General features: G+C 54.9%; 18 protein-coding genes, 3 pseudogenes and 2 other annotated features. Of the genes and pseudogenes, 6 read left to right on the forward strand and 15 right to left on the reverse strand.

All coding sequences use genetic code 11. The features are described from left to right. Positions 1-2: 2 nt before the first annotated feature. Entirely contained in the window at positions 3-1,262 is a 1,260-nt protein-coding gene (locus AC1XYH_RS18355; protein ID WP_483324558.1) for a sensor histidine kinase, read from the reverse strand. Then, positions 1,255-1,938 carry a response regulator transcription factor gene (locus AC1XYH_RS18360; protein WP_483324559.1) on the reverse strand — a complete coding sequence of 228 codons (684 nt, stop codon included), beginning with the start codon at positions 1,936-1,938 and terminating at the stop codon, positions 1,255-1,257. The genes AC1XYH_RS18355 and AC1XYH_RS18360 overlap by 8 nt, the downstream gene beginning before the upstream one ends. 115 nt (positions 1,939-2,053) lie before the next feature. Between AC1XYH_RS18360 and AC1XYH_RS18365 the strand changes: the two genes are divergently transcribed. Genes AC1XYH_RS18365 through AC1XYH_RS18375 form a run of 3 tightly spaced genes read left to right on the forward strand, consistent with a single transcriptional unit; the run spans position 2,054 to position 5,467 of the window. Next, positions 2,054-4,012 (forward strand): LTA synthase family protein, encoded by a 1,959-nt coding sequence (locus tag AC1XYH_RS18365; protein ID WP_483324560.1) that lies wholly within the window; start codon positions 2,054-2,056, stop codon positions 4,010-4,012. Beyond that, a complete protein-coding gene (locus AC1XYH_RS18370; protein ID WP_483324561.1) occupies positions 4,009-4,755 on the forward strand; it encodes a phosphatase PAP2 family protein in 747 nt (248 codons plus the stop codon). The genes AC1XYH_RS18365 and AC1XYH_RS18370 overlap by 4 nt, the downstream gene beginning before the upstream one ends. Then, complete coding sequence (locus tag AC1XYH_RS18375) at positions 4,742-5,467, forward strand: dual specificity protein phosphatase family protein (RefSeq protein ID WP_483324562.1); 726 nt, start codon at positions 4,742-4,744, stop codon at positions 5,465-5,467. The genes AC1XYH_RS18370 and AC1XYH_RS18375 overlap by 14 nt, the downstream gene beginning before the upstream one ends. 151 nt (positions 5,468-5,618) lie before the next feature. Here AC1XYH_RS18375 and AC1XYH_RS18380 read toward each other — a convergent pair. From AC1XYH_RS18380 to AC1XYH_RS18390, 3 genes and pseudogenes are all read right to left on the reverse strand, one after another. Next, positions 5,619-5,797, reverse strand: a pseudogene (locus AC1XYH_RS18380) (TolC family protein); the annotation flags it as partial. Between the two features lie 75 nt (positions 5,798-5,872). Then, positions 5,873-5,962 (reverse strand): annotated as a pseudogene (locus AC1XYH_RS18385) (hypothetical protein); the annotation flags it as partial. A gap of 352 nt (positions 5,963-6,314) precedes the next feature. Continuing rightward, entirely contained in the window at positions 6,315-7,109 is a 795-nt protein-coding gene (locus AC1XYH_RS18390) for a hypothetical protein (RefSeq protein WP_483324563.1), read from the reverse strand. Between the two features lie 377 nt (positions 7,110-7,486). On the opposite strand from AC1XYH_RS18390, the gene AC1XYH_RS18395 reads away from it, so the two are divergent. Next, positions 7,487-7,882 carry a GFA family protein gene (locus tag AC1XYH_RS18395; protein ID WP_483324564.1) on the forward strand — a complete coding sequence of 132 codons (396 nt, stop codon included), beginning with the start codon at positions 7,487-7,489 and terminating at the stop codon, positions 7,880-7,882. 87 nt (positions 7,883-7,969) lie between these two features. Here AC1XYH_RS18395 and AC1XYH_RS18400 read toward each other — a convergent pair whose 3' ends face one another. The 9 genes from AC1XYH_RS18400 to AC1XYH_RS18440 all read right to left on the reverse strand — a co-directional run bounded on the left by AC1XYH_RS18400 (position 7,970) and on the right by AC1XYH_RS18440 (position 16,217). Then, on the reverse strand, positions 7,970-9,082 hold the full coding sequence (locus AC1XYH_RS18400; protein WP_483324565.1) for a HupE/UreJ family protein: 1,113 nt from the start codon (positions 9,080-9,082) through the stop codon (positions 7,970-7,972). Continuing rightward, a complete protein-coding gene (locus tag AC1XYH_RS18405; protein ID WP_483324566.1) occupies positions 9,079-10,236 on the reverse strand; it encodes a tetratricopeptide repeat protein in 1,158 nt (385 codons plus the stop codon). Before AC1XYH_RS18405 ends, AC1XYH_RS18400 begins: the two co-directional genes overlap by 4 nt. Further along, entirely contained in the window at positions 10,205-10,480 is a 276-nt protein-coding gene (locus AC1XYH_RS18410) for a hypothetical protein (RefSeq protein WP_483324567.1), read from the reverse strand. The genes AC1XYH_RS18405 and AC1XYH_RS18410 overlap by 32 nt, the downstream gene beginning before the upstream one ends. A gap of 12 nt (positions 10,481-10,492) precedes the next feature. Further along, the gene (locus AC1XYH_RS18415; protein ID WP_483324568.1) at positions 10,493-11,977 is read right to left on the reverse strand and encodes a DUF4331 domain-containing protein; all 1,485 of its coding nucleotides are present in this window, start codon (positions 11,975-11,977) and stop codon (positions 10,493-10,495) included. A gap of 200 nt (positions 11,978-12,177) precedes the next feature. Continuing rightward, positions 12,178-12,894, reverse strand: a complete 717-nt coding sequence (locus AC1XYH_RS18420) for an anti-sigma factor (protein ID WP_483324569.1) — start codon at positions 12,892-12,894, stop codon at positions 12,178-12,180. 8 nt (positions 12,895-12,902) lie between these two features. Next, on the reverse strand, positions 12,903-13,451 hold the full coding sequence (locus AC1XYH_RS18425; RefSeq protein ID WP_483324570.1) for a sigma-70 family RNA polymerase sigma factor: 549 nt from the start codon (positions 13,449-13,451) through the stop codon (positions 12,903-12,905). A gap of 447 nt (positions 13,452-13,898) precedes the next feature. Continuing rightward, positions 13,899-15,031, reverse strand: a protein-coding gene (locus tag AC1XYH_RS18430; protein ID WP_123891117.1) for an IS3 family transposase whose coding sequence is annotated in 2 segments (ribosomal slippage) — positions 13,899-14,791 and positions 14,791-15,031 — 1,134 coding nt in all. Because the reading frame shifts where the segments join, the coding sequence is not laid out codon by codon here. Between the two features lie 110 nt (positions 15,032-15,141). After that, on the reverse strand, positions 15,142-15,591 hold the full coding sequence (locus AC1XYH_RS18435; protein WP_483324571.1) for a hypothetical protein: 450 nt from the start codon (positions 15,589-15,591) through the stop codon (positions 15,142-15,144). After that, the gene (locus AC1XYH_RS18440) at positions 15,591-16,217 is read right to left on the reverse strand and encodes a hypothetical protein (protein ID WP_483324572.1); all 627 of its coding nucleotides are present in this window, start codon (positions 16,215-16,217) and stop codon (positions 15,591-15,593) included. The genes AC1XYH_RS18435 and AC1XYH_RS18440 overlap by 1 nt, the downstream gene beginning before the upstream one ends. 697 nt (positions 16,218-16,914) lie before the next feature. Here AC1XYH_RS18440 and AC1XYH_RS18445 point away from each other — a divergent pair. Beyond that, positions 16,915-17,043 (forward strand): annotated as a pseudogene (locus AC1XYH_RS18445) (transposase); the annotation flags it as partial. Between the two features lie 369 nt (positions 17,044-17,412). Here AC1XYH_RS18445 and AC1XYH_RS18450 read toward each other — a convergent pair. After that, positions 17,413-18,635, reverse strand: a protein-coding gene (locus tag AC1XYH_RS18450; RefSeq protein ID WP_096006128.1) for an IS3 family transposase whose coding sequence is annotated in 2 segments (ribosomal slippage) — positions 17,413-18,350 and positions 18,350-18,635 — 1,224 coding nt in all. Because the reading frame shifts where the segments join, the coding sequence is not laid out codon by codon here. Continuing rightward, positions 18,241-18,357: a sequence feature (AL1L pseudoknot), on the reverse strand. It overlaps the preceding gene by 117 nt. A gap of 97 nt (positions 18,636-18,732) precedes the next feature. Between AC1XYH_RS18450 and AC1XYH_RS18455 the strand changes: the two genes are divergently transcribed. Then, a complete protein-coding gene (locus tag AC1XYH_RS18455) occupies positions 18,733-20,019 on the forward strand; it encodes an IS3 family transposase (protein WP_483324573.1) in 1,287 nt (428 codons plus the stop codon). Beyond that, positions 19,007-19,122 (forward strand) — a sequence feature (AL1L pseudoknot). Its footprint overlaps the gene before it by 116 nt.

The raw sequence follows: 20,019 nt of genomic DNA on the forward strand, positions 1-20,019 counted from the left end.
GCTTAAACCAGCGTCACTTCAAAGCAGCTGCCCGCGGTTGGCAGGGAGTACATGCGTACCTGCCAGCGCTGATGCGCGCAAATACGTTTGACTAAAGACAATCCCAGCCCGAGGCCTTCGCCACGTGCCTCTGGGCCCCGTACGAAGGGTTTGAAAATATTGTCCTGTTGCTCGCTAGATACGCCTTGGCCGGTATCTTCTACCCGAAAGCCGCTAGCGGTCAGCAGCAAACGAACCTCGCCGCTCGCGGTGTAATGCAGCGCATTACGTAGCAGGTTGGACATCACCGTGCTCAGCAAACCGCTATGCAGTAACGCCGTGTTGTTCTCTTCCACGGTGAGCTGGAAGGCTAGCCCCTGTTCTGCAAAGCGTGGCGCCCAGCGTTCGGTTTGCTCCTGCGCGACCTGCTCCAGGGTGCCGTGGCCGCTGAGAGGGTTGGATTGGCTATTGGCGCGGGCTAACAGTAGAAAAGTTTCTACCAGTTCGCTGATTTCCGCTGTGGCGCGTTGTATGCGATTGACCTGGCTGCTGCCCCGCTCATCCAGTGCTGCAGTCTCCAGCAGCTCCGCCGAAGAGGCGATTACCATCAAAGGCGTACGTAACTCGTGGCTCACATCGCTGGTGAAAAAACGTTCTCGTTCCAACGAGTTGCGCAGCTGCCCTAGGGTTTCATCAAAGGCCGCCGCGAGGTGGCCAACCTCATCAGCCGGATAATCGGGGGCCAGATTGGGCGCAAGGGTCAGTAGCTGGTCGCGGTGGCGAACCTGTTGGGCCAAACGCACCAAGGGGGCGATGATGGTTCGCGCCATCAGCCAGCCGAGCAACCAGGCGGCCAGCCCGCTGAGCAAAAATCCGGCAAATACGGTCGCGAACAGCGCATTTTCCCGTGCTTCAAATTCGGCCTGTTCCTGTACCAATAAATAACGTTGCTGTGGCAGGTCGCGGATATAAACGTAGTAGGCTTCGGTGTCGGTGACAACTTCATTGAAGCCTTCATCCAACCCGATGAAATTCTTTGGTATCTCGTAACCGGGCATGTGTGAAGCAAACAGCCTGGTCTTTAGATCCAGCCTCGGGGCCAGGCCATGGGCGATATCCTTTTGCAGAATGCTGTCCAGCTCTTCGTTCATTTCCTGGGAAACCAGGTGCTCTTCAATAAAGTGCACTATGGCTACGATGCCCAGCGAGAAGCCGCCACTGACCACCAGGGTCATCAGCGTGAAGGCGATCACGATACGACGAACCAGCGGTTGTTTAGACATCTTTATTACGCTCGGCAAGGCAGTAACCCAGACCGTGAACGGTGTGCAACAAGGTTTGCGCGAAGGGTTTGTCGATCACTTGACGCAGCTGATGCACATGGCTGCGAAGGCTGTCGCTGTCGGGTAATTCTTCGCCCCAAAGCGCTTCCTCCAGCACGGAGCGGCGCACCACCGCAGGGCTTTTGCGCATCAATACTTCCAGCAGTTTGAGCCCAACCGGGTTGAGTTTTAGCTGCTTGCCCTGACGGCTGACTTGCAAGGTGTCCAGATCGTAACTGAGGTCGGCTACCTGCAATTGATGCCGAGAGCCTCCTTGGCTGCGACGCAGTATGGCCTCAATGCGCGCGACCAATTCGGACAGGGCAAATGGCTTGACCAAATAATCGTCGGCGCCGCTGTTCAGGCCCTTGATTCGATCATCCAATTGGTCGCGTGCGGTCAGCATGATGATCGGCGTGTCGCGCTGGGCATCGTCGCGCAAACGCTGACACAGCTGATAACCATCTATGCCGGGCAGCATGATATCGAGCACGATTAGATCGTAATGCTCGCTGACTGCAAGGTGCAGGCCGGACAGCCCATCTTGTGCGCAATCCACCGTGTAGCCCTTGAGCTGCAGGTAATCCAGCACATTAGCCAGAATGTCGCGGTTGTCTTCAATTACCAGAATACGCATCCAGCGGCCTCACCAATATGGGCTAATCGTTTAACGTTTTTTTCACAGCGTGTTGACGAACTAGTGACAGCAGTATGGCCACACTTGCGCCATTGTCATCAACTCGGATCATACAATGCACCCGTTTAAATTTGCGCAAACGCGTTTTCTCGCTTTGATCAGCCTGGTCTGGCTGAGCCTGTTTATCCTCACTCGCAGCGTGCTGCTCTTCACCCATTTGCATGAAGCGCAGCTCAGCTTGGGCAGCACTCTAGCCTTGTATGCCGAGGGTGCGGTTTACGATTTTGCCTTCCTGTTGTATGCCCTGGCGCCGCTGGCGCTCTATCTACTGCTGTGCCCGACACGTGTTTGGCAGAGCCGTTGGCACCCACACTTGCTGCAACTAGTGCTGACGTTGAGCATTTTCATCATGCTGTTCACTGCGGTGTCCGAATGGTTGTTTTGGGATGAATTCAGCGTGCGCTTCAACTTCATCGCCGTGGATTATCTGGTTTATTCGGACGAAGTGTTGAACAACATTCTCGAATCTTACCCAGTCTACCCGCTGCTGGGTGTGCTGGCGTTGATTGCCATAGGCATGACATTGGCATTGCGCGGCGCTTTGCGCACTGTTGCTGCGGCGCCCCTGCTGTCCTGGCGGCAGCGTGGCCTGGTGCTTAGCAGCTGGGCGCTGTTGCTCGGTTTGAGCGTTGGCACTATCGGTCAGGGCTTCCCGCGTAGCAGCGGTGGTAATGCCTATCAACATGAGCTGTCTGCCAATGGGCCTTATCAATTTTTTGCGGCCTTCCGTAATAACGAGTTGGACTACGAGCAGTTCTACCCTGTGTTGCCGTTGCAACAGGTGGCCAGCCAGCTACGTGAAGAAGTACTCGAACCTAACGCGCAGTTCGTTGACGGCGACCCCCTAAGTATCCGCCGGCAGATCGACAACCCCGGCCAACCTAAGCGCATGAACGTGATACTGGTGACCATCGAGAGCCTGAGCGCCAAGTACTTGGGCAGCGAAGGGGATACCCGCGACCTTAGCCCAGAGTTGGACGCGTTGCGCGAGCAGAGTCTGTACTTCAGCAATCTGTACGCGACCGGCACGCGCACCACGCGCGGGCTGGAAGCCATCACCCTGTCTATCCCTCCCACTCCTGGCCGCTCCATCGTCAAACGCGTAGGTCGTGAAAGTGGCTTCGCCAGTCTCGGCCAGCAATTCAGCGCGCAAGGTTACGACAGCGTCTTTATGTATGGCGGGCGCGGGTACTTCGACAACATGAATGCCTTCTTTGCTGGCAATGGTTATCGCATTGTCGATCAGGCCAGCGTGCCGGACGATGAAGTGACCTTCACTAACGCCTGGGGCATGAGTGATGAAGACCTTTATCAGCAGACGCTGAAAGTCGCCGATGCGGATTTTGCCAAGAACAGTCCGTTCTTCTTGCAACTGATGACTACCTCCAATCACCGCCCTTACAGTTATCCTGAAGGGCGCATTGATATTGCCTCTGGCAGTGGCCGCGAAGGCGCGGTGAAGTACACCGATTACGCGATTGGCGAGTTTCTGCGCGCGGCGCGGCAGAAGCCCTGGTTTGATAACACGGTGTTTGTGTTTATTGCCGATCACACCGCTGGCAGTGCCGGTAAAGAGGATTTGCCGGTCAGTAATTACCATATCCCGCTGTTCATTTATGCGCCTGCATTGGTTGGGCCGGCCGAGGTGAGTGCCTTGACCAGCCAGATTGATCTGGCGCCTACGTTGCTTGGCTTGCTGAATATGGATTACACCTCAACCTTTTTTGGTCGCAACGTGCTGCGCGAAGATACAGCGCCCGGACGTGCACTGATTGGTAATTATCAGCACCTGGGGCTCTTCGATGGTGAGAATCTGGCGATCCTCAGCCCTCGCCAACTAATGCGCCGCCATGATGATGCGTTGGGAGAAAGCGTGGAAACACACGCGCAGCAAACTGACCCGCTAGTTGCCCGCAGCATTGCCTATTACGAAGGCGCGAGTTACGACTTTGGCCACGAATTGTTGGCATGGCACGCCGAGACAGCACCTAAGGTGCGAGTGAGTGAACGATGAAGCCGCTTAACTCGCCCTCCAGGCCCTTCAATTTTCGGCTGTGGTTTGCATTGCCGCTGAGTCTGATGGCGCTGTTATTACTGGTTGATCCCGGCCCGCTGGATATGGCCATCTCTAATCTTTTCTATGAGCCGGGTGTGGGTTTTGTTGGGCGCCACAGCTTTTTCCTGGAAGACATTTTGCATGATCGCGCCAAGCAGGCGGTGATCGTGATCGGTGTGTTAGCGATTGTTGGCTTTGTGGTCAGCCTGCTGCCCACTCGGCTACGTCAGTACCGCCGTTCCTTGGGTTATCTGGTGCTGGCACTGGCGCTCTGCACTAGTCTGGTAACACCGTTAAAAGGCCTGACCAACGTGCAATGCCCCTGGAGTTTGGAACAGTATGGTGGCGATCAGGTCCATACCCCATTGCTCAGCAAGCGGCCGCCCAGTGACAAACCAGGGCGTTGCTGGCCAGGTGGGCATGCCTCTGCTGGTTTCTCATTGCTGGCGTTGTTTTTCATGCTGCGTGATCGCCGCCCTCGTGCGGCCCGCGCTGCTTTGATCGGAGCGCTCGCTTTGGGGGCAGTGTTCTCCCTGGGCCGCACCATGCAGGGCGCGCACTTTATGTCGCATAATTTGTGGACACTATTATTTGATTGGTGCATCAGTCTGATCTGTTATCGTCTGGTGCTGTATCGTGATTCAGTGAGCGCTTCTCATCCAATAAAAGAATACGGAGAAATGCAACATGAACCGAGTTAAGCGCATTGTGCGCCATGCGAGATGGCTTGCGCTGCCGCTGGGGATCCTGGCGATAGTCGCGCTGTGGCGCCCGGATGTGCTGCGCAGTGATGACGTGGATATCCCACCATCTACCTTGGCAGCGCAGGAGCCGCGACCTGAGGCTTGGGCCATCTCGGTGGATGAAGCTTTTCGTTTTTATGAACTCAGCCCCACGCTGTATCGCAGCGCACTGCCGCAAGCAGATGATCTAGCTGAGTTGCACGAGCGCGGCATCAATACGGTGATCAACTTTTACCAACAAAGTGATTCAGACTGGCTGGGTGATAGTGAAATACGCGCTATTCATATTCCCCTGCGTGGTGACCGTGTTACGGATACCCAAGTGATTGAAGTATTACGCGCTATCCGTGAAGGCGAGCAACATGGGAGTGTGTTGGTGCACTGCAAGCACGGCCAAAACCGGACCGGACTGATCACTGCCATGTACCGCATTGTGTATGACGGCTGGAGTCGTGATGAGGCCATGGCGGAAATGCTGGAAGGCGGCTTTGGCACGGCGGAGCGCATGGAAGATGCGATTGGCTACCTGAACCGCGTGGACGTTGGCGAGGTAAAGCTGGCGATTGCCGATGGTGAATGCAGCACCAATCCTTTGGCTTGGTGCCGATTGGGTGATTGGTTTGCGGATAAGGATGAAGCGCCGGCGGGCCATAAGGTAGCGGCACGTTAAAACCAGCTGCGCCGCCGGCTTTCTCAACTGCCTGCTACGGATCTTTGAACATCATCCTGGCTACGCTTGGTTGGTACTGCAACGCGGCTGATTGCTAACTAAAAGCGACCTAATTGGGCGCAGTCGCAGCAGGCGTGCTGGCGTCTTGCTCCTAACCACCACCCAAAGCCAGAACAACTGGATCTGCCGCAAGGTAACCGCGGTATTGGCCTGCGCCAGTTGCGCGCGCACATCGGTGTAGGTGCGGGTGGCTTGCAGGTCTTCTAGGAATGACGCGCGGCCTGCCTGATACAGCTGGCGCGTTTGCTCTGCGGCGCAGCTGGCGGCCTGCCGCGGGCGAATTTCCAGCTCCCCGTCATACAGCTCAAACCGGCTCTCGCTCTCGACCTCGCCCACGCTGAAACGCTTGCCAAGTGCCTGAATGTCGCCCGCTGGGGTTTCCACTATCAAGGGACGGTAAATGGGTGCCGGGTCTTGGACGCTGGTGATGAGCACCTCCCCGGCCAGCAAGCGGATGCGCCGTTCGCTGGCGCTGAAATGGGAATGCTTACCGATTGGATACCATCGTTAGTTTGAGGAGTGTCGTCGGGTCATTGAGGGTAGTGTAGGTAATGATTAAGGCAGGACCGACCGAGTGTATAAGTTACTCCAGGAGCGGCGCGGGTAATGCCCCGCCTGATGGCCTCGCTGAGCGAAACCGCTATGTTCAACACCTCGGCGGATTGTTTAGCACCGGCAGCGCAATCATTGGCATGCTGAGTGGTAAACAGCAGATGTGTTGTTTGGGCAGGTAAATTGGCGTTGTGAACTGCTGGATAGTAGATAGCATCTTTTATTTTTGCCAGTCCTAGCGCGCACCTTTCACAAAAAAACACTTTGCCGTTCCAGTCTCAGGCGGTCCATGTTTAATTAGCTCTTCTAGGCCTCGACGCTCAGCTTCCTTAATGAGCATGTTTGCAGCAGTGTCACAATGCTTGATCATATTGTTGGCAAATATTTCAGGCTTATCGCTGGATGCGTATATCAGAGACACATTCGGGGGTAAGAAAAAATCAGCGTGATAGGGGGTTTGGCGTGAATTGATATCCAAGTGCTTACCTAGTTCGCTGTCCACTATGATTCCAATGCGTTGAGAGCGGAGAAACGGGGTCTGTATGTGGTGCTTGATCAGAAGATGCCATCCCAACGACTCATGCTTCGCTTCGATGTTTGTGTCTAAGATTACATACGAAGCCAGATGCTTATATGGGATTTGGTTTGTTAGCGTCTGAATCGGCTCGATAATGCAGTAGATTGATGCTGCACTGAGAGCATAACCATCTTGAAAAAACGTCTTCTTATCCGTATTAGTGTCCACTGCTAGTAAGTAATCAAATTTTGTTTTCAGTTGTTCGAAATGGTCCAGAAACAGGGAGAAATCATCAGCCGGAGCTGAGTAAATAACCTTGTCGTCCTTGTCTTCCCTTTTGTAGGTGATCTTTCTTGTAATCGTAGTGGGGTCTATTTCTGCAATGGAAAAACTTCCAGCCACGGGATCAACAGTGAGGGTGAGGCTTGATACAATATCTTTGGTAATGCCATAGACATAATCATCCCTTGGAATTTTTGGTGTTACTTGTTCGTGTTTTTTATTTTTAGACATGTTGGATATCCTTAAGAACACTGGCTCAGTGTTAGCAATTCATGTGTGCCAAACAGACCATTAAAATAACATCATCGAATTTAATCTTTATTACATGGCTACGCAGAATTTAAGTGATTATATTGTTTGATGTGGTGATTCCGGCTTGCCGGGCGACCGTGCTTGGCATTGACGTACATTGTCAATCAGGCGTTTGACGACCGCTCGCTAATGGCGGAAAGCACCCCTTTTTTTGTGCTGGTATCTGTCTTTTCACGCGACCAGACTGCTAAATTTGGAACTCTCAGATATTAGGGGGAGCTAGGTTTGAGCATCTTGCGATTCATTCCGAGCAGCCATACAAAACTTCTGGCATCTGATTCCAAAGGAAACCCATCATGAACCAATTCACTGGCGGTTGCCTTTGCGGCAAGGTGCGCATCGTGGCGTCGGGGTTGCCTTACCGGGTGGGCGTTTGCCATTGCCTCGATTGCCGCAAGCATCATGGAGCGCTGTTTTATGCTGCGGCGGTATTCGCTGAGGATGCGGTGAGCATTGAGGGTGAGGTGCACGATTACGCGGGGAGGTGTTTCTGTCCTCGTTGTGGCTCATCGGTTTTTGCTCGTAGCGCAGATGAAATTGAAGTGCATCTGGGCGCTTCGGATGACCCCAATCAACTGATGCCTACCTATGAGAGTTGGACTGCTCGACGGGAGGCTTGGTTGCCGCTGTTTCCGGTCGTCTCCAAGCGTTACGAGCATGATCGTGAAAGTGCGGGGCGTTCTGAGGAGTAAGGCGAGGGAGGGTAGTTTGGTAAGGCCCGGTAACGATGTTTTTGCTGCATCATTGTTACCGGGCACCATCGTGCTTTTGGCAGCTAATCAGGCCAGCGGTATTCTGTCCCAGACCCAATACATGCCGGTGCAGGCGATAAGGGTAATGCCGACGGGCAGTATGACTCGTTGATAAATCCATTGGTGTCGCAGTAAAAAAATCAGCGGTACAAACACCACCACAATCGCTAGCTGAGCCAACTCTACGCCAATGTTGAAACTGGCGAGGGCGACGGCTAATGAACCCGTGTTCACCAGAAAGTCAGACAACACGCTGGCGAAGCCAAAGCCGTGAATCAGGCCGAAGCCAAAGCCCAGCAAGTAGAGCCGTCCGCCGAGGAATGGCCAGACGATATTCGCCGCTGCCGCCACGATAGATAGCGCAATGATGGTCTCAATCCAGGCGATATCGAAACGTACCCAACCTAGCGTTGCCATGACCAGCGTGATTGAGTGCGCGAGGGTAAAGGCGGTGACAACCAATGCGACTTCCTTGACCGCGGCGCCCATGCTGTCAACGCTTACCCAGCGACCGTTTTTTCGCTTGAGCACGGCAGGCAACATAAGCGCGAGCAAAAACAGGATGTGATCGTAGCCGATCCAAAGGTGCACCATGCCTTCCCAGAGGAAGGTTTTCGCGGTCTGGAGCAGGCCTGGATTGTCTGCCAGCGCCAGACTGCGTTGACCGGGGCTGAGTACAGTGAGTCGCTCGTTGCCGTCCTTGCGCACCATGACCAAAGCTCGATGCTGTGGGTCTTCTGTAAAGAGCAGGTTGTAGTGCAGCTCTTGGCCTGCAGCGCTTTCAGTTGGGCAGTTGGGCTTTAGCTCCATGGCCAAATAATTGCCGTCACTGTGCTGGGTCAATCCTGCCATTCGCCAATCCATTGAGCAGTTTTGCTCTCCGGCGGTCATGCTGATGCGGCTTGCAAGATACTCGGTGATGTCGCCCTGCTGGTCTTGCAGCTCACCCCAGGTCACTTGGTTATCGCCATTGCTATCCAGCACCATCACGCCGAGGAGGTCGACCAAGGCGATATCCAGACGCCCCGGTGAGTCCTGGTTTGCGGCATCCCAATATAAAAAACTGTCACTGGCTTTGTGTGCGTGTGCTGAGCCGCAGACAAAGAGCACCAGCAGTAAAATCGATACGATGCGCGTCATAAGGCTGCTCCGCTTTCAACGCCTAAACGCTTGAGGTCGTCTTGTTTGCCCGCAGCTATAGCAGCGCGCACTAACAGTTGACGATCCGGATAGGCTCGCTGGGTCTGCCAGTTTGCCTCGGCCATCTCAAAACCTGCCCGGGCATCACCCTGCACGTCTAACAGAAAACGTGCGTATTCCCATTGATGCAAGAACTCGCCGCGCCAGCTGGCCTCCTGAAAGCGGCGCTGCAGATCTTCGGTCAATGTTTGGCGCTGCGGGTGCTGCAGGTCGGTCATTGCCACCGCTCGTAAAACGGCAAGTGTATCGACTGCTACATAATCACGGGTGAGGGGTAGTACTGCTTTGGCTTGATCGTTTAGAAGCAGCCAGTCGGCAAAGCGGGCTCGCCGATACAAATCATCCGGAGCTTGCAATAGCGCCTCAGCCCAGAGCTTGCCAGCCACGGGCATGTCTAAGCGGCTAGCCATATCGGCCAAGGTTACCAGCGCGTAGTCACGCTCTGATGAATGTGCGTTGCGGCTATTTTGAATGCTTAATTGCAGGTCTTGAAAGGCCTGTTCCGGCGCGTCGCCCATGCTTGCCAACTCTGCCGAGCAACTTTGCGCGACCAAGCCTGGCAGCACTTTCTCAAGCCGACCACAGGCCTGTTCGGCACCCTGAATATCGCCCCGTACCAATGCAATGCTGTAGCGGGTAAGCCAGGCTTGATGATTATCCGGGTCGGCTTGCAATACGCGCTCAAGGTCGGCCTCGGCATCGTCAAAGCGATGCAAGCGTTGCAATACGGTGGCGCGCATCAAATAAACATCGGGCGTCCACTCTGACTCTGGCACCTGAGCGAGCAAGCCTTCGGCCAAGCCAAGCGGCCGAGGGCTTCCGGTTTCTCGCGAACGCTGGATAAGCTCGCGCACCTGCAGCGCAAGTATCGCCGGGGACAGTTCGGGGCTATTGCGCTCGGCCTTTGGAATGACTGGCAAGCTGTTGTCGATGCGTAGCACTACCTCTTCGCGAGACGGTATCTGCACATCAGGACCAATCGGTGCTGCCATGCCCGTAGTGGGCATCAGCAACACAGATAAAATGAGGGGGTAGAAGCCGGGGCGAACGCCCCGGCCTCCTTTACTGCTGGCTAAGAAGATCGTTGAAGGCATCCTCGTTATCCTGATCGTCATAGGTGATGTCTAGCGCATTGATATCCACAGGCTCAGCGGTATCACTAGTCTGTGCAAAAATATCCTGCACCAGAGCGGTAAAGGTCGTTGGCTGCATTCCGCCGCCCCCGTCACCGCCACCACCATCTGCGCTGTCATTTCCGCCACCACCGCCGCCGCTGAGGCAGCCGGTAAGCACCAGGCTACTGAGCGCCAACACACCTAAGGTTTTGACTAGGTACATGATGATCCCTCCTTAGTTAGGTGCGCCGGGCAAAGGCGTATTCAGGTAAGGGAAGCTCACCATCAGGTTCGCTGGATCTACCTGCACACCATCGGTGAACGGTGCGGTATTGTTCGGAGCAACCGTGGCGTCAGGTATCAAGGCGCCCATGGCAACGCGCAAAGACGCATCGACGACGTCGTCAATCGGGCGACGACCGTTCGGGAAGCCTGCGTTATCGCCACCAAGCACACCCAGGTCGTTCTGCATACCGAAGGCCGTCACTTCAATGGCCGGGTTCAAGCGCAGCATTTCAGAGCCTGTTACACCCACTGGCATATTGACGCCGGGTACGCCTTCCAAAAAGGCTGTTACCAGGTCGGTGCGGGGGAACATGTTGGGCGCTACAGCGGTACCGGCAAACAGAATTTCCAGTAACTCAGGCAACGTAGGGTTGGTAACGTAAGTAGCAAACTGGCCGTCGTCCATAGGCTGGCTCGCATTGAACGCATCCTTGTCTTTCAGACCGATCACGACTTCGTTAACCAATGGCATGCCCAGACGTGACACCTGTGTATAGGCACCGCCGGATACGCTGGCGCCAGTACCGTCAGCCATGGGCTCTGGGTTAAGCACGCGTGCCTGACGCAGGCTGGCAGTGGTCCACCCGCCAAGCACAGGCTGCCCGGCCGAGTTAGCCGCTACACCCGTCAGGCAGGAAATAGGTACTTCCAGCGCTAGCGAGGTTACGTTCTTGTCTGCCAGATCATTGGTCTCCGCATTGCGCGGCCCCAGCGGATTGGTGTTAACCAAGTCAAAAATTTCACCCAGGTTGACCGCAAAGGCTTCCTGACGCTGGCCGGCGAAAACGCGAACGTCGCCGTTGCAACCGGAAAAAGCCCCGGCATAGATGTGCTCTTCAGCGTAGCCTTGGTAGTCGGAAAAGGATTTACCACCGATGTTGTCCACCGGCTTGATGAAGGTATTGCTGCCATCCAGGGTGTTCATCATTTTTTCTGCGGTGCCGGTGCGTCTGTCGCCTCTGATGACGGAAACTTCATACGTCTGAGTCATCTGAACCGACCCGGTATCGCCTGGCCCTGGGCCAATGCCACCGATGTTTTTCAACGGCACGGAGACTTGCTCGGTAGCGCCGGAGTCGCCTACTGCCAGCTGCAAGTCTTGCTCTACGTCGGTGAATTTGAATTGGAAGGTGATGTCTTCCTGTGCGTTGCCGGAATTGTCGATATGAATTTCGTATATCGCATCCTGGTCCAGATCAAAGTAGTTCGGTCCGCCGTACGCATCCTGCAGGGGCAGGTAGTTAGCGATCAAAGTCACGGTATTTTCGCGACCAATTTCATAACTGCGGAACATGTAGAAATCAGTCCCGTCTACCTTGGGCGCCTTGGTAATGAAAGGTGCTTCACGGTGGCTTGAAGCAAAACTGACTGCCGAGCCAAGGCATACACCCAGTACAGCGGTGGAGATTAAAGACCGTTGAAAAAGACGGTTCATGGGGAAACTCCTTTTTGATTGTTTTACCGTTACCTCCATGTAGTTACGGACACCAGCAAAAAAAAGATGCACTTGTGGCGTTTTTTTTAATCAGCGGGGAGTGTATGCGCGGTGGAGCAGGGGGGCTATCAGGAAGTACGAGGCCAGCGGGAGGTGGCTGGCCAGCAGGTATCTGCTGGCCAGCCAATCATCGGTAAGGCTTAAATCTCGGTCAAAGCGCCCTGCGCCACCACCGGCCCAGTAGGCAGTCCAGTAGGCGAGCCGCCAGCTGGTTCCAGCGAGATTGCAAAGACATTGGCCGCCTCAGCCAGTGCGCGCATATCGGCTGGTACACGGACGGCGGTCGGGCGAGCATCTGATAGTAATCCCAGGGATAGGGGTTGTGCGTTGCCTGCGATCAACCACAACTGAGCCACCCTGCCATTCAAGTCCACGTCTGCTACAGGTATTACTATCATCGTCTCCCGATTGGCATCGAGCGCGACAGTAAAGGCAGTCTGACCATTTTCCAGGTGCAGCGAGACGGCGATAAGCGAGTCGGCAACTGGCTCTTGCGCAAGGTTGTTCCACAGCAACGCGCTTAATACCAAGGTTGCGGCAAGACTGGATGCGGTCAGCCAGCGCCACAGCAGCAGACTCGACCACAAGGTGCCCGGCTGCTGCGCGGCTTGCGGAGCCTGTGTTGGCGCCGACCTTAGTTGAATCTCTTCACGTATCCGAGCCCAGATAAACTCCGGTGGCACGACATCGGATATCTCAGCAAGCATCGGGGCTAACCGCTCCTGCCACTCAGCCAAATGCTGGGCGTACATTGGGTCGCTTTCTACACGCTGCTCTACTGCAGCGCGCTCGTCCGCATCCAGCACGCCCAGCACATACTCGGCCAGGCGGAGGTCGTCACCTTCATCAATATTCATAGTGTTGTTCATTTTTCGAGACAAGCCTTGAGGCTTTGCAAGCCCCGGCGTATCCAGCTCTTCATAGTGCCGAGTGGTACCCCGGTGCGCTTGGCCAAATCGTCATAGGTGCAACCGTCAAAAAACGCGATCTGGATAACCGTTCGATGTTTTTCCTGGAGGGTCGACATGCACGTCTTCAGGCGGCGCTGAACGCCGTCTTGGTCGAGCGTAGCATCCGCATTTAGCGGGTCTTGTTCGTCGAGTTCTACGGGATCAAGGTGGTTATCGAAGCCCCCCGACCTGATCCGGTCAATGCATTTGTTTCTGGCCAGCATCGCCAACCAGGTGATGGGGTTGCCTAGCTGGCCATCGTACTGACCCGCCTTGCGCCAAACCAGGATGTAAATTTCCTGAAGCACATCTTCGGCGTCTTGACGCCGCGCCAGCATGCGCTTGCAGATGCCAAACAGCTTTGCACTGGTGAGCTGGTACAGCTGGTCAAAGGCATGTTCGTCGGCCCGCCCAACGGCCTCCAGCAACTGACTTAGGCGTTCAATATCGTGAGATGCAGCCATCACTAACTTAATCCGTTATGTATCTGACTCAGCGCGAGCCAAATTGATGCGAATCACGTTAGCAGCAAATTGTTGAAGTAACTATCTTGGCGGCTGCAAAGGTATTCAGTCATACCGAATTCTGTGGCGGACTCGGCTTTTGGGGGATCGTCTTTGGTTGCGGAGGCGCATCAGGTTGGCTGGTTTAAGACGAAATGAGCTTTAACAATAGGGGTTACCTTTTTTGCGCCTAAGCTAAGGCAGTCTGCTGTCTTAACGGATGAGTTACCGAAGGCATAAGCGTTAGGGAAGAGTCAGATGGCGGCGCAGGTCAGCGGAATGAATAGCCCAAGTTTAGTAGACACCTCCAGGCCTTATAATCAAGGCACCCATAGAGGGCTGCAAGCGCTGACTGGCCGCTGAACCCTGGACGAGGTCAGATGGGTTCTACCCCGTTTCCACGGACGGTTATAAAACAGCTAAGAGCTTTTGATCCTGCGCAGCAACTCTACGTCGCATCCTAGGATTATGGAACCGCTCGATGTATTCAAATAGGTCTGCTCTTGCCTCGTCTTGAGTACGGTAACGTCGGTGATGTACTCGCTCTCGCTTCAGCATCCCAAAGAAGCCCTCACAGGCGGCATTATCGCCACAGTGGCCAACGGCACTCATGCTGCTGACTAACCGATTGCTGCCCAGATAACGCTGGTAATCGCCGCTGGTGAACTGCGTACCCCTGTCTGAGTGCAGTATCACCGGGGTTTCGCCCTGGCGTTGCCACACAGCCATTTGAACAGCTCTGATTACCATCTGCCGATCCTGTCTGTGATGCATGGACCAGCCCACAATCAGCTTACTGAACAGATCCAGGACCACGCATAGATACAGTTTTCCTTCCTGAGTGGAGATCTCCGTAATATCCGTGACCCACTTGGTATCAGGCTCAAGCGCTGAGAAGTCCCGCTGTAGATGGTTTTGAATACCCTGTGGCCGACTCGACGCTCGCCCCATTCGTCCCCGCTTTTTGCGAGGCCACCCCTGGATACCGTGCTTAGCCATTAGCCTTGCAACCCGATTCAGGCTCGTAGAAGTGCCTTCGGCAGCCAGGTCTTCATGCATCCGGGGCGAACCAATCATGCCACCACTATCATCATGAATCTCTCTGATTCGCGACAACAGATGCTGATTAGCCATAGCCCTGCTGGATAGAGGTCGAGATGCCCAGGCGTAATAACCGCTGGCCGAGACCTTCAGGCATCGACACATAAGGCGTATCGGGAAAAGACTGCGACAGCGTTGAATCGCCTGATACCTCAGGACGACTCCTTTGCAAAGAACACTGCCGCTTCGCGCAAAAAATCGCGCTCCTTTTTTACCCGCGCCAGTTCGCGTTTCAGATTGGCAAGCTCCTCGTCACGAGGCGTACCAGAGCCCTTGAACGCTTTGCTTGGCACATCGTCCGCTTCACGGACCCACCGCGACAACAAATTGGGGTTAATGCCAATCTCTAAGGCCACCTGACGACAGTTGGTACCAGGCTGGCGAGATAGCGCGATGGCTTCGCGCTTGAATTCAGGGCTGTATTTTCTGCGTTTGGACATGAACACTCCTTTGGCACATTGTGCCTCTTTTCAAGAGTGTCCGCAGTAACGGGGTAGAACCCGATGATTCATTAGCATGACTTAGTATGCACTCAATGACAGGCAAAAAATCACACCTGAAACACGGGTGCAAAGCCACCGCCAGGCGTGCGGAAGTTAGTGGTCTGGCCCTGGTATACCCGTGCAGCGGTGAGCAAAACTTTTCCGCCGTAGGTGTAAAGGCGAATATCGACTTTCCTAGTGGTTACAGTGCCGTCAACTCTCATGGCTCGTTCCCCCGCCGGGACGAATTTCTGCGCGATATAGTCGCCTTGCAAAATGTTGTCGAAAACACGCCGGGTCAACTTGTCGCCGCGGTATACGCCCTTGCTGCCATGGCCGGCAACCGGCTTGAAGAAAAGTTCGCGCCGGGAACCCCACAGTTCCGCTGCGTCGCTTGCTGTAACCAGCCGGGTCTTGGGTACGGAGCTCTCCAGGTATCGGGCTTCAACTTCGCTGAGTCCCCAGTCGCGAAGGGTCGAGGGATCGGAGAGTAGGATAAGATTTCGTTTGTCGGCCATCAGTGCGTGCGCACGGGGTTTGGCGTTACCACCACTGCGCCGTCGACGTACGCACGTCTGAGCGCTTCATGAGCTGGGGCGTCCAGTGCGAAATCCACTAGCCGGTTGTACACCATGTCGATGTGCTTTCCTTGTGCAATCAATGCACCATCGACATATTCAAGCTCCGATGGGTCCAATATCAGGGTATTAATTCCTCTGGCTTGAAGTTGCTGTTGGGCCAGTTCGAATTCAGGGAACATAAACTGGGTCTCCGGGGCTTCGTCCACGATGGCCATGCTCTTGGGCATCGAGTCAGCACGTTGCCTTTGCCACTCCTGTCGAAACATATCGAACACAGCATTCTCAAATCCCTCCAGCGCCTGTCTGGTTGCTGCGGTCTGTTGAGATGGTTTACAGCATCGATGTTGAGCCCGAGCTAGCAACGAGTTCAGAAATGCGCCGCCGGCATTGGTATTGATCTCGATCAGTTGAGGACCGTCTTTGCCTAAGTGAAAGTCATAGCCCATGAACGCCCCTATGGGACCTGGATCGAAGCCTGCAATTTCCGGCGCCCAGGACAGAACGCGTTCTCGATAGGAAGAAAGCTCTGCGGTTGATTCGATCGCTTCAACGATTCGTTCCATCGCTTTGATGTCGGACTGGGGGACGAAGACCGGCGTGTTTGAAAAAGCTGATGGAATTCAGGAGTGATCGATGGCACGTATCCAGCGGCTACAAATTGATGTTCAAAGCTCTCTTTGAGGGCTGCACGATCAAGGGTTACGCAATAGCACTCCCGGTTTAGACGCTCCGAGTAGCTATCAACCGATTGTTTATTTTCCTGAGTTACATCTTTCATTTTAGACTCGTGGTTGTAGTAGATTGTGCGATTCCTAGGCGCAGGAATATTGTGCTTTAAACAGGCCGCTCGTCCGGGATGGCTGTTAGCGGGACCACACTGCGCTATAGCAGAGAAATAGCCCACATTATGATGGATAGACTATTGAGATGCTTTTTCATCCTGATTATTGTCGCCTAATAGTCGCGATCAAGTTTGTTTTTCAAGTCGCCGTTCAGGTGCTGAAAAATTGTAGGGGGTAGGTTTATGGCAACGCCTTCGAGCCAAACACTCTCACCGAAGACCATCGTCTGGATAATGATTCTCACCATTTTTCGGGCCATGTGTCTTCCTTGTATAAATGTTGGGTTGGGCGGTCTCAGGGTCTAAGTGCAACACTTAGTTAATGGTCAGAAGGTTATTGCTCTGCGAGAGCTGAAGGTATTCAACAAGTACTTCTGCTAGAAATTTCCAGCCCAACGTTTGACGTTGCCGGGTATTCAGTATGCCGTGATCTTAATGTCGGTGAAGCGGCCGTCCGCCGCTGGTTACAGCAGTATGACGCTGAGCGGTGTGGGCAGCCTGGAATAGGTAAGCCCTTGACGCCTGAGCAACAGCGCGTTCGGCAGCTTTAGGATCTGCCTTTGCTCCGACGCCAGCGCTTTGCGTCTCTCGTGGATAATACTCAACTTTCTTTTTGTACTGGTCAATCCAGTGGCGCATAGCTGTGGGCCCAATATTCGATGCGTCACAGGCTTCGGTAACGGAGTAGCTTTAGTTTAGTATCAGGTCCACCGCTTCGAATTGGAATTCCGGGGTAAATGCTCGACGTTGATTCTAACTAGACACCTCATTCATGGCGCTACTATAGCGCCTCTATGGAGTGTCCGGATTCATTAAGCCACTACACATCGACAGTTACTAAGCTTGCAGGGTGCCTATGTGCCCCATCTGAGGCAGTATGAATCGTACCGGGTTTTATGGAGGCCATTCCGTTTAAGTCAGGCCGCCACGGCCTGACCTGTGTGTTGCTGGTAGAAGTTTGCCTCAGCTTCTGCCGGCGGTATATGTCCAATCGATCCCAGAAGGCGCTGATGATTGAACCAGTGAACCCATTTCAGGGTGGCTATTTCTACTGCTTCGCGACTCCGCCATGATTGCCGGTGTATCAGTTCCGCCTTGTACAATCCGTTGATGGTCTCAGCCAAAGCGTTGTCGTAGCTGTCTCCTTTGCTACCAACAGAGGGCTCTACTCCGGCCTCCGCGAGACGCTCTGTGTAGCGGATGGAGACGTATTGACTGCCACGGTCACTATGGTGGATCAGATTATCTGATCGTCCTGGCTGCCTTGCATACAGCGCCTGCTCCAGCGCATCCAGCACGAACTCAGTCTTCATGTTGTTGCTGACGCGCCAGCCAACGATTCTGCGTGCAAAGACATCTATCACGAAGGCCACGTACAGCCAGCCCTGCCACGTTGAAACGTAGGTAAAGTCTGAGACCCACAGCTCGTTTGGGCGACTGGCATGGAATTGGCGATTGACCTTGTCGAGCGGGCATACAAGCTTCCCATCAGGCACCGTAGTACGGATTATCTGGCCGCGGCGAACACCCTGTAACCCAAGCCGGCGCATCAACCTTTGCACCGTGCAACGCGCGACGTTGATACGCTCTCGATGTAGCTGCTTCCACACCTTCACGACGCCATAACACTGCATGTTGTCATCCCAGACGCGTTGGATCTCACTACTCAGCAGCTCGTCTTGTCTGGCCCGCATGCTGCGTAGCGCTGGCTGGCGAGCTCGAGCTGCATGCCGGTAGTAACCGGACGGAGCAATCTGCACCACTCGGCAGATCGACTCGACTCCGTAACGGTCACGATATTCGTCGACGAAGCCGTTCAGGGTTTGTTGCGGCGGTCGAGCTCCGCCTGGGCAAAATAAGCACTGGCCAGGCGGAGGATCTCGTTCGCTTTACGCAGCTCACGATTCTCGCGCTCCAGGGCCTTGATGCGGTCCCGCTCCTCAGTCGTCTGACCGGGTCGCTGGCCGTTGTCGGTCTGGTGCTTGCGCACCCAGCCATGCAGCGTCTGTGGGACACAGCCAATTTTGGGTGCAATGGACTCGATGGCTGCCCACTCGGATGGGTAGTCCTTCAAGTTCTCCAGAACCATGCGCACAGCACGTTCACGGACTTCAGGGGAGTAGCTATTGGATTTCTTCATGCTTCATTCTCTCAAGAGTTGAGGCCTCCACGAAACCCGGTGTGATTCAGTACTGAACCGCCCGGGTTTCGCGGACTCAACTCCTGAAGATGAAGCCATGAACAAGATAAACAAGTTTTCCCTGAAGTCCGTGAACAGCCGTGCGGATGGTGCAAGACATCGCGGCGACTATCCCTCGCTGTGGTCGGCGGTCGAGTCGATTGCACCCAAGATCGGCTGCGTACCCCAAACGTTGCTGGAATGGGTCAAGCGTGCAGACGTCGATGCCGGCGTACGGCCGGGCGTCAGCACAGCCGACGCGCAACGCGTCAAAGAGCTCGAGCGCGAGGTCAGGAGTTGCGCCGGGCCAACGAAATACTCAAGGTGGCCAGTGCGTTTTCGCCCAGGCGGAGCTCGACCGCCGGCTGAAGTGATCTACGCTCTGGTGGATGGACACCGGGATGCTTTTGGGGTCGAGCCAATCTGCACGGTGCTGCAGATTGCCCCGTCAGCCTATCGCCGGTATGCCGCCCGCCGTCGAAATCCGGATTTGCAAAGCCACCGAGCCCGGCGCGACAGCAAGTTGATGCCAAAGATCGAAGCTGTGTGGAACGCGAACCTGCAAGTTTACGGTGCTGACAAGGTTTGGAAGCAGATGAACCGTGAAGGAGACGCCGTGGCCCGCTGCACGGTCGAGCGGTTGATGCGACGACTTGGCCTGCGCGGAGTCCGGCGTGGCAAGATCGTCCGCACCACAGTCAGCGACCACAAGGCTCCGTGCCCGCTGGACAAGGTGAACCGGCAGTTCCGAGCCGACCGACCGAATCAGTTGTGGGTGTCCGACTTCACCTATGTTTCCACTTGGCAAGGCTGGCTGTACGTGGCCTTCGTTGTGGACGTCTTTGCCCGGCGCATTGTCGGCTGGCGGGTGAGCCCATCGATGACAACCGACTTCGTGCTGGATGCGCTGGAACAGGCCTTATACGCACGTCAGCCTGAACGCGGTAGCCATCTGATCCACCATAGCGATCGCGGGTCGCAATACGTCAGTATCCGCTACAGCGAACGGTTGGCCGAGGCTGGCGTGGAGCCGTCGGTAGGCAGCAAAGGGGACAGCTACGACAATGCCTTGGCTGAGACGATTAACGGCCTGTACAAGGCCGAAGTGATCCACAGACGCTCGTGGCGCAATCGTGAGCAGGTGGAACTGGCCACGCTCCAATGGGTGCATTGGTTCAATCACCAGCGACTGCTCGAACCCATCGGATATATACCGCCCGCAGAGGCTGAGGCAAACTACTATCGGCAACTAGCCAGTCAGGCTTCCAAGGTGGCGGCTGACTTAAACCAAACAGCCTCCGCGAAACCCGGGGCGGTTCATTATGATTCATATGTTGAAGAATAA

This window comes from Pseudomonas sp. GW-45, assembly GCF_056896675.1.